This is a genomic window from Mycobacterium shimoidei (assembly GCF_900417275.1).
GTDB classification, from domain to species: domain Bacteria; phylum Actinomycetota; class Actinomycetes; order Mycobacteriales; family Mycobacteriaceae; genus Mycobacterium; species Mycobacterium shimoidei.
In genome coordinates this window covers 3,874,600-3,891,530 of record NZ_UEGW01000001.1, presented here as the reverse complement: position 1 = coordinate 3,891,530, position 16,931 = coordinate 3,874,600, and the positions used below count along the sequence as shown (strand labels likewise).

Annotated in this window: 9 protein-coding genes; 5 read left to right on the top strand and 4 right to left on the bottom strand. The window is 66.6% G+C overall.

Annotated features, from left to right (window positions below):
- Positions 1 to 6 precede the first annotated feature (6 nt).
- A complete protein-coding gene (gene lipL / locus MSP7336_RS18635; RefSeq protein WP_069396468.1) occupies positions 7 to 1,272 on the top strand; it encodes an esterase/beta-lactamase LipL in 1,266 nt (421 codons plus the stop codon).
- Positions 1,273 to 1,326: 54 nt separating this feature from the next.
- Here the strand turns inward: lipL and MSP7336_RS18630 are convergent, their stop codons facing one another.
- The 4 genes from MSP7336_RS18630 to MSP7336_RS18615 form a co-directional block, all read right to left on the bottom strand.
- Positions 1,327 to 1,611, bottom strand: coding sequence for a WXG100 family type VII secretion target (locus MSP7336_RS18630; RefSeq protein WP_069396094.1), 285 nt, complete (start codon positions 1,609 to 1,611; stop codon positions 1,327 to 1,329).
- 20 nt (positions 1,612 to 1,631) lie between these two features.
- On the bottom strand, positions 1,632 to 1,928 hold the full coding sequence (locus MSP7336_RS18625) for a WXG100 family type VII secretion target (protein ID WP_069396470.1): 297 nt from the start codon (positions 1,926 to 1,928) through the stop codon (positions 1,632 to 1,634).
- Between the two features lie 78 nt (positions 1,929 to 2,006).
- Positions 2,007 to 3,215: a PPE family protein gene (locus MSP7336_RS18620; RefSeq protein WP_069396471.1), complete on the bottom strand. Its 1,209-nt coding sequence runs from the start codon at positions 3,213 to 3,215 to the stop codon at positions 2,007 to 2,009.
- A gap of 12 nt (positions 3,216 to 3,227) precedes the next feature.
- Positions 3,228 to 3,527, bottom strand: a complete 300-nt coding sequence (locus MSP7336_RS18615) for a PE family protein (protein WP_069396472.1) — start codon at positions 3,525 to 3,527, stop codon at positions 3,228 to 3,230.
- Positions 3,528 to 3,784: 257 nt separating this feature from the next.
- On the opposite strand from MSP7336_RS18615, the gene MSP7336_RS18610 reads away from it, so the two are divergent.
- The 4 genes from MSP7336_RS18610 (at position 3,785) to MSP7336_RS18595 (ending at position 16,927) form a co-directional block, all read left to right on the top strand.
- Positions 3,785 to 4,495: a thioesterase II family protein gene (locus MSP7336_RS18610; RefSeq protein WP_069396473.1), complete on the top strand. Its 711-nt coding sequence runs from the start codon at positions 3,785 to 3,787 to the stop codon at positions 4,493 to 4,495.
- Positions 4,496 to 4,911: 416 nt separating this feature from the next.
- Positions 4,912 to 6,654, top strand: a complete 1,743-nt coding sequence (locus MSP7336_RS18605; RefSeq protein ID WP_069396502.1) for an AMP-binding protein — start codon at positions 4,912 to 4,914, stop codon at positions 6,652 to 6,654.
- A 189-nt stretch (positions 6,655 to 6,843) separates the two neighbouring features.
- Complete coding sequence (locus MSP7336_RS18600) at positions 6,844 to 12,147, top strand: type I polyketide synthase (RefSeq protein WP_069396474.1); 5,304 nt, start codon at positions 6,844 to 6,846, stop codon at positions 12,145 to 12,147.
- A gap of 22 nt (positions 12,148 to 12,169) precedes the next feature.
- Entirely contained in the window at positions 12,170 to 16,927 is a 4,758-nt protein-coding gene (locus MSP7336_RS18595; RefSeq protein WP_069396475.1) for a type I polyketide synthase, read from the top strand.
- The last annotated feature ends 4 nt before the right edge of the window (positions 16,928 to 16,931 follow it).

Sequence of the window (16,931 nt, the reverse complement as noted above, 5' to 3'; positions counted from 1 at the left end):
CGATATATGCGGCTCGAAGTCGTGGGAAATCGCCGGTCGGTGCTTCCGCGCGGCGTCCACGGCGCGGCCGATCCACACTTCGCCGGCGTCGTCCGCAGCTTTGCCGCCATGTTCCCGGCGCGCCGGTTCGGCGGCGGTGCCCTGGCGGTCTACCTCGACGGCAAACGGGTCGTCGACGTCTGGACGGGCTGGTCGGACCGGCGCGGTCGCACACCGTGGACGGCGGACACCGCACCGATGGTGTTTTCGGCCACCAAGGGCATGGCATCCACCGTCATCCACCGGCTGGTCGACCGCGGTCTGATCGACTACGACGCGCCGGTCGCCGAATACTGGCCGGAGTTCGGCGCTAACGGCAAAGCCGGCATCACCGTGCGCCAGGTGCTGCGGCATCGGGCCGGCCTGTCGGCGCTCAACGGCGCCAACCAGCAGGACCTGCTTGATCACGAGCTGATGGAGCAGCGAATCGCCGCTGCTTCGCCCGGCGTTCTGCTGGGCAAACCCGCCTATCACGCGCTGACTTACGGCTGGCTGATGTCGGGCCTGGCCCGCGCCGTCACCGGTAAGGGCATGCGGGTGCTGTTCCGCGAGGAGTTGGCCGAGCCGCTCGGCACCGACGGGCTGCATCTGGGTCGACCGCCGGCTGAGGCGCCGACCAGGCCGGCGCAGATCATCATGCCGCAAAGCACAATCCCTAACCCGTTATTCGACGCGGTCGCACCCAAGATCGCCGCGCTCCAGCTGTCGGGTGGATTCGGGGCGATGTATTTCCCCGGCGCGAAAGCCGCTGTGCGGGGCGACATCCCGCTGCTCGACGGGGAGCTTCCCGCCGTCAACGGGGTGGTGACGGCCCGCGCACTGGCCAAAATGTACGGGGCCATCGCCAACGGCGGCGTCATCGACGGCGCCCGGTTCTTGTCCCGGGAGCTGGTGGCGGGCTTGACGGGACGTTACAGCCTGCGGCCGGACCGAAACATCCTGGTGCCGTTGTCCTTCCACCTGGGCTACCACAGTGTGCCGTTCGGTGTGGTGCCCGGATTCGGCCACGCCGGCCTGGGTGGCTCGGTCGGATGGGCTGATCCGGCGAGTGGATTGGCATACGCCTTCGTGCACAACCGGTTACTGTCGCCGTTCGTGCTGGTGGACCACGTGGGGCTGGTTTCGACCGGCGCGCTGTTGCGACGGGCCGCTGCACAGGCCCGCAAACACGGATTCGAGCGGGTCACCGAGTTCGGCGCCCGATTCCCCGAGCGGGGAGCTGTCGCGGGCTGACGAAAACCGGGCGCCCGCCACCAAGTGGCGAGCGCCCGGGTAGGGGTTGTGCTGTTAGGCCCAGCTGGAGCCGACGGCGGAGTCGGTGCTGGCCATGTTGTTGCCGGCGGCCTGTACCTTTTGGCCGTGGGCGTTGGCCTGCTCGTAGATCACCTGGAAGTTGCGACCCAACGCGGTGATGAACTCCTGGCAGGCCACCGAACCGGCACCACCCCAGAAGTCACCGGCGGCCAGCACATCACGAATGATGGCCTGGTGTTCGGCCTCTAAGGCGGCGGCCTGGGCGCGGATCAGCGCACCGTGGGCATCGACATCGCCGAACTGGTAATTGATCGTCATCTTTGTTCTCCCAATGTCTTTCAGCTGCTCAGGATCTGCTGGCTGGCCTGCTCTTGTTGTTCGTAGTTGTTGGCGTCGCGGATCAGCCCGTCGCGCACCCCGTGCAGCATGTTGACGATGTTGCGAAACGCGGTGTTCATCTGGGCCATGGTGTCGTGTGAGGTCATCTGGGCTGTGCCGCTCCAGCCGGCACCGGCGATGTTCATCGAGGACGCCCACATCTTGCGGGCCTCGTCCTCGACGGTCTGAGCGTGCACGTCAAAACGGCCCGCCATGTCCCGCATCGCGTGCGGGTCGGTCATAAAGCGTGTTGGCATTTACCTGTCTCCTTAGCTCGATTTAGCTCGATGTCATTGCTTGTCTACGAGGCATTGATTCAACGGCATCCCCTCCTGCTAGCCGCCTGCCGGTGTCTTCGGTATGACCTTGGGCGTCTTGGCAGCCATGGCGCTCAGTCCGCGCCCGCTCAGTGCACCCATCAGCGCCTGTCCGTAGGGGCCTCCGGGGATGCCGCTCGCTGCCGGCGCCGAGACGGTGGGGGCACTGACACTGGTGGCGGGTAGCACCGGCGCGGCCCTGGTCAGCCCGGGCCCCTGCAACGCCTGCGACCACGCCTGGGGGATCGACATACCGCCCAGCCGATGCGCACCGGCCAGTTGCGCGGAGATCTGCCCTGCCCACGACCTGAGTTGGTTGGAGACGCCGCCGGTGATCAGTTGCATCTTCCCGTCGACCAATTGGGCGACCTGGTTCAGCAGGCTCTCGCCCATGCTGCTCAGACCGCCCATCGACGAGGAACCCATCTGGCCCATCCGGGCCAGCTGCATGAGCATGCTCATCGGGTAGAGCGCGAAGCGGGCCGGCACAGCGCCCAGGTTCGCCAGCGAGGTCAGGTTCGCAACGTCCGACGCGTCGTTCAGACCTAGAATGCCCATCACGGCATCAACCCACGTGGGGGTGCCCTCGGCGGCGTCCAATGGCGCCGCCGCCAGCGCTTGCGGCGCCATATTCGTCGCATTTGTCGTCGCGTTGCTGGCCAGGCTCTGGGCATTCGCGACGGCTTGCGCGGGTGAGCCGTTGGCGACCTCCGGCGCCGGTGTGTGCTGCGGCAACGCGCTCGTGGCCTGCTGCGAGGCCACCGCGTAGGTGTCCATCGCCGCGCCGTCCTGCGCCCACATCTCCATGTACTGCGCTTCGGTGGCCGCGATCGCCGGGGTGTTCTGCCCCAGAATGTTGGTTGCGACCAGGGCTGCCAACAGCGCCCGGTTGGCCGCGATCACCGGGGGCGGCACCGACGCCGCCCGAGCGGCTTCGAACGCGGCCGCGCCCGCCGCGGCCTGTGCCGCTGCTTGCTCAGCCTGCGCAGCGGTGGCGTTGATCCAGGCAACGAACGGGGCAGCGGACGCCGCCATCGCGGCCGACGACGGACCCACCCACGGCCCTGTTGTCAGGTTGGTGATCACCGACTGATAGCCGGCGGCGGCTGTCGACAGCTCGGCAGCCAACGAACTCCACGCCGTCGCCGCGGTCAACAACGAACTCGAACCCGGCCCGGTGTAAATCAGCCCGGAGTTGATCTCGGGCGGAAACATCATGAACGTCATACTCGACCCCGGTTAACCGGTGGCTGACGCGTTGGCGGCCTCCGCGTTGGCATACGACGCGGCACTGGCCTGCAAGGTGGCCACCAACTGCTGGTGAACCGCCGCAGCCTGTGCTGCAACCTGCTGATAAGCCTGCGAGTGCGCAACGAACTGCGAAGCCATCAAAGCCGACACCATGTCCGCCGCCGGTGGAACCACCGCCCCCGTCGGCCCGGCCGCCGCTGCGCTCTGGGCGATCATCCCGTCGCCGATTCCTGCCAAACTCCCCGCGGCCGCGGACAAGATGCCCGGGTCCGTAGTTAAGTACGACACTGCCTACCTCCTCCAAGACTGCCGTCAACCTCTGCTGGCGGACCATTCCAGGGCCGTGAGCATCGATTGACCCCTCCCGCGGCCAATGCCTAGGCACATGGGCTAGGAAATCTTATGCGTTCCGCCCCAAGTTTGGCACCTGATTTCGGAAATAAAATACTTAGGAAAATTGTCTTCACCGGGCCCTTGGGCGGCGCGCCCGATCATACCGCCGCGCCCTCTCCGAGCGGCACTGATGAGGTCGGTATGGTGACCGCGTGACCGGGCAGCCGAGGCTATACATCTTTCCCCACGCGGGTGGCTCACCGCAGTATTACGTGCCCTTCGCCCGGGCGTTCGCCAGCGACATCAAGCGCATCGCCGTGCAATATCCGGGTCGGCGCGGCGCGCACGACCTCGGGTCGTTCACCAGCATTCCCGATCTCGCCGACCAAGTGTGCACGATGGTTTCACCGGAGGATCGCAGCGAGCAGAAGATCGCGTTTTTCGGTCACAGCATGGGCGCCCTGGTGGCATTCGAGGTGGCCCGCCGGTTCGAAGCGGCGGGGAATCCCATTGCGGCCCTGTTCGTTTCGGCGAGCGCCGCACCCGGCAGGATCGGCTACGAGTACATTCCCGAGTCCGACCGCGGCCTGCTCGGCGCGGTCAGCGAGATGACGGGCGTGAATCCGGAGTTCCTCGAGAACGAGGAATTCGCCGCCAAGATCCTGCCGACGCTGCGCGGACTGAAGGCCATCTCGAAGTACGACTGCCCGCCCGACGCGAAGTTGTCGTGTCCGATCCACGCGTTCTACGGCGACAACGACGAAGTCGCCACTGCCGAGAAGGTCGCGCCTTGGTCAGAGCGCACCACGTCGGAGTTCACCGCGCGAGAGTTCCCCGGACACCATTTCTACTTGATTGATCACTTACCGGAGTTGGTTGCCGACGTCGAGAGCAAGATCTTGTTGCGTTGCGCGGAGCATTAGCACACCAATTCTGAGTATTTTCTGAATGAAATCTGACAATTGTCTGTATGCAAACACGCGACAAATAGCGTCCGTCGTAGCTGTGATCCAGATGAATTTTTCGTTACTTGCCCCGCCCGAGTGCGGGGCGCGCAAGCGATATACCTGCCGTTCCGCCGGTGAGGGCGGCACGTCGGTATCGGTGAAAGCGGCGGATTACCTGCCCTGATATCAGGCGTCGCGGCGGCGGCCAGCGGATTGGGACCACGGCTGCGGATCCGAAATGCGCTCAGGTCGCTCTAAGGTGTGTTTGAGGCCATACTTGGATTTTCGTCCGAGAGAAGGGATACCCCTGTTAACCTCTTGCACCACAAGCGCCCCACCAGCGATACCACATTTCGCTGGTTCACGGGTCCTGGATCTAGAAGGGTATGTCGATGCCAGTGAGCCAAGCTTCCATCCCTGACGTGCTGGCGGCGTGGGCCCGGCAACAGCCGGATGCACCGGCGTACACGTTCCTCGACTACGACGTTGACCCTGCCGGATACTCCGAGACATTGACCTGGTCTCAGGTCCTCACTCGGGTCCAGGTGGTCGCCGCGGAACTGGCTTCGTGTGGGGTGCCGGGCGATCGCGTCGCGATTGCCGCGCCGCAGGGTCTGGAATACGTCATCGGCTTCTACGGCGCGATGGAGGCGGGCTTCATCGCGGTTCCGCTGCCCGTACCCCAGTTCGGCGCGCATGACGAACGGACGAGCGGCGCCCTCAAGGACAGCTCGCCGGTGGCGATCCTGACGACCTCGGCGGTCGTCGACGACGTAGTCGCATGCGCCAACGGGCTTCCCGGCACGCCTCCGGTAGTCATCGAGATCGACGCTTTGGACCTCGACTCGCCGCCGGCCTGGGCGCCCGCGAAGCGGCCGCAATGCAAAACCGCACTGCTGCAATACACTTCAGGCTCGACCCGCTCGCCGGCTTCCGTCGTGGTCAGCCACAAGAACATCCTCGCCAATATCGAGCAGGTGAAACAAGACTACTTCGAGGCCGAGGGAGCGATTCCTCCGCCGGACACCACGTTGGTGTCCTGGCTGCCCATCTACCACGACATGGGCCTGCTGCTGGGTGTCACCGGCGCGCTGACGTTGGGGTTGCACTCGGTGTTGATGAGCCCGATGGCGTTCCTGCAGAAGCCTGCCCGCTGGATCCAGGCGCTGGCCACCCACACCCGCAGTTTCACCGCGGTGCCGAACTTCGCGTTCGAACTCGCTGCGCGACGGACCTCCGACGCTGATATGGCCGGGCTGGACCTCGGGCATGTGCACACCGTGCTCAGCGGAAGTGAACGCGTGCACGCCGCGACGATCCGGCGATTCCTGGATCGGTTCGCCGCGTTCAACTTCCCGCCGGAAGCGCTCAAGCCGTCCTACGGCTTGGCGGAGGCGATGGTGTACGTGGCCTCGTCCGGGCCCGGGCGGCCCCCGACAGTGGTGCGTTTCGACTACGAGAAGCTGTCGGCCGGCCACGCGGAAGCCTGCGAAACCGGAACCGAGCTGGTCAGTGTCGGCATTCCCCGCGCCAGCACGATTCGGATCGTCGACCCGGAGACCCGGATCGAGAACCCGGCCGGCAAGGTCGGGGAGATCTGGCTGCACGGCGACAACATCGCCAATGGCTATTGGCGCAAGCCTGAACAGTCACAGCGCACCTTCGGCGGGCAAATCGTCGATCCCTCGCCGGGCACCCCGGCCGGGCCTTGGCTGCGGACTGGAGACCTCGGTGTGATCTACGGCGGTGAGTTGTTCATCATCGGCCGCATCAAAGACCTGTTGATCGTGGACGGGCGTAACCACTACCCCGACGACATCGAGGCCACGACGCAGGAGATCAGTGGTGGCCGCGTGGCGGCGATCTCGGTGCAGGACGACCGCACGGAGCGGCTGGTCGTGATCGCCGAGATGAAGAATCGGGGCAGCTCCGATGAGGAAATGCTGAGCAAGCTGCGCGCGGTGAAGCAGGAAGTGACATCGGCGATCACCAAGACGCACGGGTTGCGGGTGTCTGACCTCGTGCTGGTGCCGGCCGGTTCCATCCCGATCACCACCAGTGGCAAGATCCGCCGCTCCTCGTGCGTCGAGGTTTACCAGCAAAACGAGTTCACCAGGCTGGACGCCACCGTATGACGTCTTTCGGCAGCGTCGAACGGCGTAGTTAGTGGGTGTCTATAAGGCTTGACACCGCAACGGGAGTACCACAATGTCGGCAACTGAATCTCCGCCCGTTGTGTTGCAGGGTCAGGTCCGCCACGCGTCGGCTGTCGCGAAAAAAGAATCACTGTCTAACAAGCTTTTCGGAAGGTTGGGTTGAACGCGATGGCTGCTGCACCGGATCGTCGCGGCATCATCGCCGACGCGTTACGCAAGATCGACGATTTGACCGCCCGTCTGGAAGTCGCCGAGAAGGGTGACACCGAGCCGATCGCGGTGATCGGGGTGGGGTGCCGGTTCCCCGGCGGGGTGGACAGTGCCAGCCAGTACTGGCAGTTTCTGCAAGACGGCCTGGACGGCATCGTGCAGGTGCCCCCGGAACGCTGGGACGCTGACGCCTTCTATTCCGACGACCACAGCGTGCCGGGGACGATCTGCAGTCGGAAGGGGGGTTTTCTCACGTCGTGGCGGCCCGACGAGTTCGACGCAGAGTTCTTCGGTCTGTCCCCGCGCGAGGCCGCCGCGATGGATCCCCAGCAGCGGTTGCTGCTCGAAGTGGCCTGGGAGGCATTGGAGAACGCGGGTATCACCGCCCCGACCATCCGCGGCAGCCAAACCTCGGTTTTCGTCGGAATGACCACCTATGACTACACCTTGACCCTGGCCGGACGGTTGCCGCCCGAAGAAGTCGACCCGCACGTTCCGTTCGGAAACGCGGCGAACTTCGCCGCCGGCCGGTTGGCGTACTTCCTGGGCGTGCACGGCCCGGCGATCGTGATCGACACGGCGTGTTCGTCGTCGCTGGTCGCCATCCACCTGGCTTGCCAGAGCCTGCGCCGACGGGAAAGTGACCAGGCGCTGGCCGCCGGGGTCAACCTGATGCTCAGTCCGGAAAACAGCGTGGCCACCTCGCGGTGGGGGATGTTGGCGCCCGACGGGCGCTGCAAGGCATTTGATGCCGACGCCGACGGCTATGTGCGCGGTGAGGGTTGCGGAGTGGTAGTGCTCAAGCGACTCGGCGACGCGTTGCGCGACGGCGATCCGGTGCTGGCCGTGGTGCGCGGTTCGGCGGTCAACCAGGACGGCCCCAGCAGTGGGCAAACGGTGCCGAACGGACCGGCGCAGCAGGCGTTGCTGCGCCAGGCGCTGAGCGCGGCGCGGTTGCAGCCCGCAGACATCGACTACATCGAGGCACACGGCACCGGAACGGCGCTCGGCGACCCGATCGAATTAGGCGCGTTGACAGAGGTTTTCGGTAACCGCAACGGCGCGGCGCCGTTGGTCCTCGGCTCGGTGAAAACCAATCTGGGTCACCTGGAATCTGCCGCGGGTATCGCCGGGTTCATCAAGACCGTGCTCAGTGTGCAGCACGGCTACATTCCGCAGCATCTGCATTTCACTCAGTTGACGCCGAACGCCGTCGAGGGCGCTTCGCGGTTCACCATCGCCGCCAAGGGCATGGAGTGGCCACCGGTCGACCGGGTGCGGCGGGCCGGTGTGTCGTCGTTCGGGGTCAGCGGCACCAATGCGCATGTGATAGTCGAGCAGGCCCCGCCGCGGGAACCTTCGAAAACCACTGCTGCCCAAGATGATCCGATCCTGACCACGTTAGTAGTGTCGGGGAAGACTCCTGCCCGTATCGCGGCGATGGCCGCCACGCTGGCCGACTGGATGACCGGCGAGGGCGCCGACGTCCCGCTGGCCGATGTGGCGCACACCGTCAACCACCACCGTACCCAGCACAAGATCTTCGCCACGGTATGTGCCCGTGACCGTGCGCAGGCAGTGGCCGGGCTACGCGCCCTGGCCGCCGGCGAATCAGCAGTCGGCGTCGTGGGCCCGCACCAGGGAGTCTGCAAGCCGGGCAAGGTTTTCGTGTACTCGGGCCAGGGTTCGCAGTGGCCCGGCATGGGCCGGCAATTGCTGGCCGACGAGCCCGCGTTCGTGGCCGCGGTCGAGGAGTTGGAGCCGCTGTTCGTCGAGCATGTGGGGTTCTCGCTGCGGCAGGTGTTGGCCGACGGTGAACCGGTATCAGGAGATGCGCGGGTGCAGCCGGTGTTGATGGGGCTGCAGTTGGCGCTGACCGCGTTGTGGCGCTCCTATGGCGTGGAGCCCGATGCGGTGATCGGGCATTCGATGGGAGAGGTGACCGCCGCGGTGGTGGCGGGGGCGCTGAGCCCGGCCGAAGGGCTGCGGGTGATCGCCACCCGGTCGCGGCTGATGTCGCGACTGGCCGGCCAGGGTGCGGTGGCGCTGGTGGAGCTGGACGCCGAGGCCGCCGAAAAGCTGCTCGCCGACTTCGCCGAGGTGAGCGTGGCGGGTTTCCTCTCGCCGCGCCAGACCGTCGTCGCGGGTTCGGTTGCGCAGGTCGACGCGGTGATCGCCGCCGTGACCGCACAGGAGCGTTTCGCGCGGCGGGTGAACATGGAAGTCGCGTCGCACACCGCGCTGATGGATCCTGTTCTGCCCGAACTGCATTCGGCGCTGGAGGATTTGGCGCCCAAGGCGCCGAGGATTGCGTTCTTCTCCACGGTCGCCGACGGTGACATGGGCGCCGCTGCGCCCCTGTTGGACGCGGAGTATTGGGTGGCCAACGTGCGCCGGCCGGTGCGGCTACGGCAAGCCGTCAGCGCCGCCGCCGACCAGCACGCCACCTTCATCGAAATCAGCCCGCATCCCATGCTGACGCACGCCGTCACCGAGACGCTGGAATCGACCCACCATCACAGCATCGCTACGTTGTTGCGCGACGGCGACGACACGGTCAGCTTCCATACCAATCTCAACAGGACCTACGTCGCGGCGCCGCCGCAGACGCCGCACCCACCCGAGCCGCATCCCGTGCTGCCCAGTACGCCGTGGCAGCACACCCAGCATTGGATTAGCGCCGAAAACCGGGTGCGGGCAACGGAATCAGCGCCCAGGCCCGGGACGCTACTCGGCGAGCACATGACGATCACTACCACGCCGACCACCCACTTGTGGCAGGCGCGGCTTGCTCCCGCGACCAAACCGTATCCGGGTTCCCACCAGAACCACGGGGTCGAGCTTGTTCCGGTATCTGTTCTGCTGCAGACACTTTCGACGGCGGCAGCCGGATGTGGCGCATCAACTCTGTCGGACGTGCGATTCGAGTACCCGATCATCGTCGACGAGCCACGCGTGATCCAGGTGGTCGCCGACGGCGCAACCGTGACCGTGTCGTCAAGTGCGGCGGCGCAGGATGGCGAGCAACATTGGGTCAGGCACGTCAGCGCCCAACTCGGCGGCCCGCTGCATGGCAGTCAACCGCGACCCCGCGGCGACGACGAAACGCCGGGCACCCAGCACACCGACTTCGAAGATGAGTCGGTGACCTCGTTGTGGCGGGCATGGGGCAGTGAAGGCCGGCCGTTCGACTGGTCGATCAATTCCTGCCGCTCCTCGGGCAGCCGGCTGGTGGCCGACGTCGAGGTGTCCGACGCTTCGGCCGTCGGGCACTTCGACGCGGCCGTGCACATCGCCCGCCTGCTGGACAGCGCCAACCCGCGGCTGATGGTCCCGGCCGCGGTCGCCGGCGTTCAGTTCCCCGCCGACCTTGACGAGCGACGTGCCCGCATCGAGGTATATCGCCGTGGCGGCAGCGACGACGAGCTGGTCGTCGACATCACGGTGACGGCGCCCGACGGCAGTAGGTGCATCGATATCCGCGCACTTCGCTACACGGCGGTGGACTCGACGGTGGCGCCATCGCGCAACCAGGATCCCGCCGCGATGGTGCACGTCATCGAATGGCAGCCACTGCAGCCCGACCCACAGCAGAATGGCGCTGTTCGAGACACGCTCGCGATCGTCGGAGACGACGGCATCGCGGGTGCTTTCGCCGCCGCCGGTTACGTCTCGGGGGCCGTCGCCGACGCGCGATACGTCCTCTATGTGCCCGAGCTGCGGCCCGACGAGCCCGACCTCGACTGCGCGGTTCGCGTTTCACTGGAAGTGGCCGACCTGGTGCGCCGGCTGGCCGAGCGCGACGATGACCACCCGGTCACGCTGTGGATCGTCACTCAGGGTGTTCGCGAAGGCGCCTCGGACGCGGCGGTTCGGCAGAGTTTCCTGTGGGGGACGGCCGGGGTCATCCGGGCCGAGCAGCCACAGCTGTGGGGTGGCCTGGTCGACCTTCCGGCCGAAGCCCACATCAGCGACTGCGTCTCGGCGCTGTCCGGCATCTTGCCCACCCCGGCCAAGTCGATCGTTGCGCTGCGCGACGGCGAATTCGTCGTGCCGGACCTGGTGCCGGTCTCCGGCGAACCGGTGCGCGAGCCGTTGCGGTGCCGCCCGGATGCCGCATACCTGATCACCGGCGGCATGGGTGCACTGGGCCTGCTGACCGCCGGCTGGCTCGCCGACCACGGTGCGCGACGGCTGATCCTCGCCGGCCGCACGGCGTTGCCGCCGCGGCGCGACTGGGACAGCGACACCAACGACGCCGACACCCGCAACAAGATCGCCGCGATCCGGGCGCTGGAGCTGCGAGGTGTCGCGGTCGAGGCGGTGGCCCTCGACATCGGTTCGCCCGACGCGGTCCAGGGGCTGCTCGCCAAGCGCGACGCCGACGGGGCCGCACCGATCCGCGGCATCGTCCACGGGGCCGGTATCACCGATGCCCAGCTGTTGACCGAGCTCGAGGAGGGCCGCCTGCACCGCGCCATGTGGCCGAAAATCGCCGGTGCGCAGGTATTGCATGAGGCATTTCCGCCGGGAAGTCTCGACTTCTTGTTCTTCACCGCGGCCGCCGGCGCGGTCTTCGGTGTCCCCGGACAGGGCGCTTACGCGGCGGCCAACGCCTACCTCGACGGTTTGGCCCGGGCCCGCCGGCGGCAGGGTTGCCACACCGTCAGCCTGGACTGGGTGGCCTGGCGGGGACTCGGGTTCGGAGCCGACGCGCAAATCGCGGTGCAAGAACTCGAGCGGCTGGGCTCACGACCGGTCGACCCCGACGAAGCCTTCGCGGCCTGGGACCATCTGGAGCGCTACGACGTCGCTCAGGCCGTGATGGCCCCGATGCCGACGTCGGCCGGGCTGACCGAATCCGAGGCACACAGCACGTCACCGGCCTGGTCGCAGATGTCGCCCGAGGAGATGCGAAGTGAACTCGAGGACGGCTTGCGGACCATCCTTGCTCACGAGCTTTCGATGCCGGCAGCCGAACTCGACCTGGACCGGCCGTTCGCGGAGCTGGGCCTCAACTCGGTGATGGCAATGTCGGTTCGACGGGAGACTGAGCGGTTCGTCGGCATCGAGTTGTCGGCGACCATGCTCTTCAACCATCCGACCGTGTCGTCGCTAGCGAATTACCTCGCCAAAAAGCTCGTACCGCAGGAAAACCCGGACGACGACATCGATATGCTGACCGACTCGGCGAGCAGCGTGCTGGACGACTTGTTCGACAGCGTGGAATCGGCTCCCGCCGGCAGTGAGAGGGGTGCTTGATGAGCCGTTTGGACGTCGCGCCATGACGGCGCAGTACGACGAGGAGGCACTGCGTTACTGGCTAGCCGACTATCTCGTCACCAACGTCGGCTGCAGCCCGGACGAAATCGACTTCGAGGTGTCGATGAGCGATCTCGGGCTGGGATCGCGCGATGCGGTGGTGCTCTCGGGGGAGCTCTCCGAACTGCTCAACCGGCGAGTCTCACCGGTGGAGTTCTGGCAGCACCCGACGATCGGCGACTTGGCGCGGTTCCTCGCAGGCGCTGAACCCGACGAGGACGCCGAGCCGGCAGCCGAAGCCGGGCGGGGCGCGTTGGACGAACCGATCGCGGTGATCGGCATCGGCTGCCGTTTCCCCGGCGGGGGCGTCGGACCCGACGGGTTCTGGGAATTTCTCTGCGAGGGCCGATCAGCGGTCACCGAGGTACCACCGGAGCGGTGGGCTCCCTTTGACGACGGCTCGCCGGAAGTCGGGGCGGCCCTGGCCCGCACCACTCGGTTGGGAGCTTTCCTGGAGGAGGTCGACGCGTTCGACGCGGAATTCTTCGACATCTCCAGCCGGGAAGCCGTCAAAATGGACCCCCAGCAGCGAATGTTGCTGGAAGTCGCCTGGGAGGCGTTGGAGCACGCCGGGATTGCGCCGAGTTCGCTGCGGCGCTCGCAGACCGGGGTCTTCGCCGGTGCGTGCTACACCGACTACGGATACCTGGCGGCTCTCGATCTGGCCGGCGTCGACGCGTGGAGCAACCCCGGTGGGGCGCTGAGCATCATCGCCAACCGGCTGTCATATTTCCTGGATCTGCGGGGACCGTCGGTAACGGTGGATACCGCGTGCTCCTCGTCGTTGGTCGCACTGCATTTGGCATGTCAAAGCCTGCGCATCGGGGACTCGGATGTGGCTTTGGCGGCGGGGGTGAATCTGCTGCTGGCGCCCGGGGTCTTCCGTGCCTTCGATTCGACCGGCGCGTTGTCGCCGACCGGTGCCTGCCACGCCTTCGACGCGGACGCCGATGGTTTCGTCCGCGGCGAAGGTTGCGGGGTCGTGGTGCTCAAGCGACTCAGCGACGCGATGCGCGACGGGGATCGCCTGCTGGCGATCGTGCGGGGTTCGGCGGTCAACCAGGACGGCCGGTCCAACGGCATGCTGGCTCCCAACCCCGCCGCCCAGATGGCGGTGCTGCGGGCGGCATACGCCAACGCCGGGATAGCGCCGCAAGAAGTGGACTACGTCGAAACCCACGGCACCGGAACGTTGCTGGGCGATCCGATCGAGGCGCGCGCACTGGGCACCGTCCTGGGACGTGGAAGAGCCGAACAGGCACCGCTGCTGATCGGGGCGGTCAAGTCGAATCTCGGCCACCTCGAAGCGGCCGCCGGCATCGCGGGTTTCATCAAGACGGTGTTGGCGGTGCAGCGAGGCAGCATCCCGGCCAATCGCGGATTCCAAAAGCCCAACCCGCACATCCCGTTCAACCAGATGCGGTTGAAAGTCGTTGCTGAACAACAACAATGGCCAGACACAGACCGGCCTCGCCGGGCCGGGGTATCGGCTTTCGGGTTCGGCGGCACCAACGCACATGTGGTGATCGAACAGGCGCCGGCCACCACCACCGACACCGCCGTCCGCGAGCCCGACCCGGCGGTCACCACGTTGGTGGTTTCCGGTGCCACCCCGGAACGGATCGCGTCGCTGGCCGGCGTGCTGGCGCAGTGGATGGACGGCGAGGGCAGCCAGGTGAAGTTGCCCGACGTCGCGCACACCCTCAACCACCACCGCGATCACCACGCTCAGTTCGCCACCGTGTGTGCACGCGACCGCGCCGACGCCGTGGCCGGGCTGCGCGCGTTGGCCGCAGGGCGAACCGCCGACGGAGTGGTCGCACCCCATGACGGGCCGTGCGGATCCGGGACGGTGTTCGTGTACTCGGGTCAGGGCTCGCACTGGGCAGGCATGGGACGCCAGCTGCTCGCCGACGAGCCGGTGTTTGCGCGGTCGATCGCCACGCTCGAGCCGATCTTCGTTGAGCAAGTGGGCTTTTCGCTGTGGCAGGTGATCTCCGGCGGTGAGCTGGTGAGCGGTGACGCGCAGGTGCAACCGGTGCTGATGGGGTTGCAACTGGCATTGACCGACCTGTGGCGCTCCTACGGGGTGCACCCCGATGCGGTGATCGGGCATTCCATGGGCGAAGTAACCGCCGCGGTGGTGGCCGGCGCGTTGACGGTGGCCGACGGCTTCCGGGTGATCGCCAGCCGATCGCAGTTGATGTCACAGCTCGCCGGGCAGGGTGCGGTGGCACTACTCAATCTGGACGCAGAAGCCACCGAGAAGTTGCTCGCGGACTATCCCGACGTCAGTGTGGCCGGCTACGTCTCCCCGCGCCAGACCGTGGTCGCCGGGCCCGTAGCGCCGGTCGACGAGGTGATCGCCGCGGTGAGCGCGCAGAACCGCTTCGCCCGGCGGGTGAACATGGAAGTCGCATCGCACACCGCGTTGATGGATCCCATCCTGCCCGATTTGCGTGCGGCACTTGCTGATCTACAACCCTCGATACCGACCATCCCGTTCATCTCCACCGTCACCGAAGACGGTGTCGCGCCCATGCTCGACGCCGAGTACTGGGTATCCAATGTGCGACAGCCGGCGCGGGTGAGTCAGGCCATCACGATGGCCGCCGAGGAGCACACCACTTTCGTTGAGATCAGCGCTCATCCGATCCTGACGCATGCTGTCAACGACACGCTGGAGTCGGTGACCCATCACCACAGTGTCGGAACGCTGGCGCGTGACGGTGACGACACGATCAGCTTCCACACCAACTTGAACAGCACCTTCACCAGCCATCCGCCGGAGACCCCGCATCCGCCGGAACCGCATCCGGTGCTGCCGACAACGCCGTGGCACCACGTCCGCCACTGGGTCGACATCGCGCGGGCGCCACGTCGACGCGAATCGGGTGAGCGCGGTGCCGACTGGTCGCCGCCGATCGACGGGCCGATCCCCGCGGAGTGGTATTGCCAGCTGACCTGGCCGGCCCGTGAGCTCGCCGAGGCACAGAGCACCCAAGCCGGCTCGTGGCTGGTCATCGCCGACTCCGGACCGGGCGCCGAGTTCGGCGCCGTGCTCGGCGAGGGCGCGGGGGCGACGATCCTGCCGCCGTCGGTGCTGATAGAGGATCCGGGCGCACTCGCCAACTCACTGGCCGGGGTGACCGACGTTCTGTATGCACCCCCGAGGTCAGCCGAGAACTTCGCTGCCGAGCCCGGTTACGAGATTTTCAACGCGGCACGCAAGCTGACCGCGGCCGTCGTGGCAGCGGAAGCGAAACCGCGACTGTTCATTCTCACCCGCAACGCTCAACCGCTGCGCGAAGGCGATCGGGCCAATCCCGCCCACGCTGCGTTGTGGGGGCTGGGGCGCACGCTGGCGCTCGAACATCCCGAAATCTGGGGCGCCGTCATCGATGTCGACGAGTCGGTGCCCCCGGCGCTGGCCGCCCGGTACGTGCGGGACGAGGCGTACATCGGTGACGGCGAGGACCAAATCGTGTACCGGGCAGGCGCCCGCCACGTTCCGCGGCTGCACCCGAGTTACCCGGCAGCCACGCCCATCGAGCTCGACAAAGACAGCTGTCAGCTCGTCATCGGCGCGACGGGCAACATCGGACCGCAGTTGATCAGGCAGTTGGCCAACATGGGCGCAGGCACCGTGGTCGCGGTGTCGCGTAATCCGGGTTCGCGCCTTGACGAGCTGGCGGCCAGCCTGTCCGCCAGCGGAACGACGTTGGTGACGGTGGCCGCTGACGCCGCCGACGAAGCCGCGATGAGCGCGCTGTTCGACCGCTTCGGCAACGACCTGCCACCCCTGGCGGGCATCTACCTGGCGGCGTTCGGTGGCGGCCCGGTAACGCTGCAAGACATGACCGACGACGACGTCGCCGCTATGTTCCGGCCGAAACTGGATGCGCTGGCGGTGCTGCACGGGCTTTCCTTGCGCCACCCGGTGCGCCAGTTCGTGCTGTTCTCATCGATTTCCGGAGTGACCGGCTCGCGCTGGCTCGCCCATTACGCGGCCACCACCACGTTCCTGGACACCTTCGCCTATGCGCGCCGGGCCGCCGGACTGCCCGCCACCGCGATCAACTGGGGGCTGTGGAAGTCACTGACAGATAATCAATCCGACGAGGAACGCCAGGTGACCCTGGACTCCGGACTGGAGCCCATGCCCGACGAGACCGCCATCCAGGCGCTGGCGTGGCTCACCGGCCCGGGTGGCCCGGTCTGCCCGACCGTCGTCGCGGCGGACTGGGACCGACTGGCCACCGCCTACCGCACCCGAGCGGCACTGCACATCGTCGACGACATGCTGCCGGCCGAGGGAGACGTCGACCGTTCGTCGGCTCCGACCACCGAGTTCCGGAAAGCATTGCGCGACGCCGACCCGGCACAACGGCACGCGATGCTGGTTGATCATGTGACCGAACAGGTCGTTGCCGCAATGGGATTGGCGTCGGCCCAGCTGCTTGATCCGACGGTGGGATTCTTCCAATCCGGCATGGATTCGCTGATGAGCGTGACGCTGCAACGTGCGCTGTCGGAGAGTCTGGGGGAGGTGCTACCCGCATCCGTGGTGTTCGACTACCCGACCGTCGAAGCACTCTCCAACTACTTGGCCACCCTGCTGCCCGAGTTGGCCGAGATCGCCGAGGCACAAAGCGCGGACGAGTATGACGATCTCTCCGATGACGAACTGCTGAAAGAACTTTCCGAAAGGCTGGGTTGAGCGA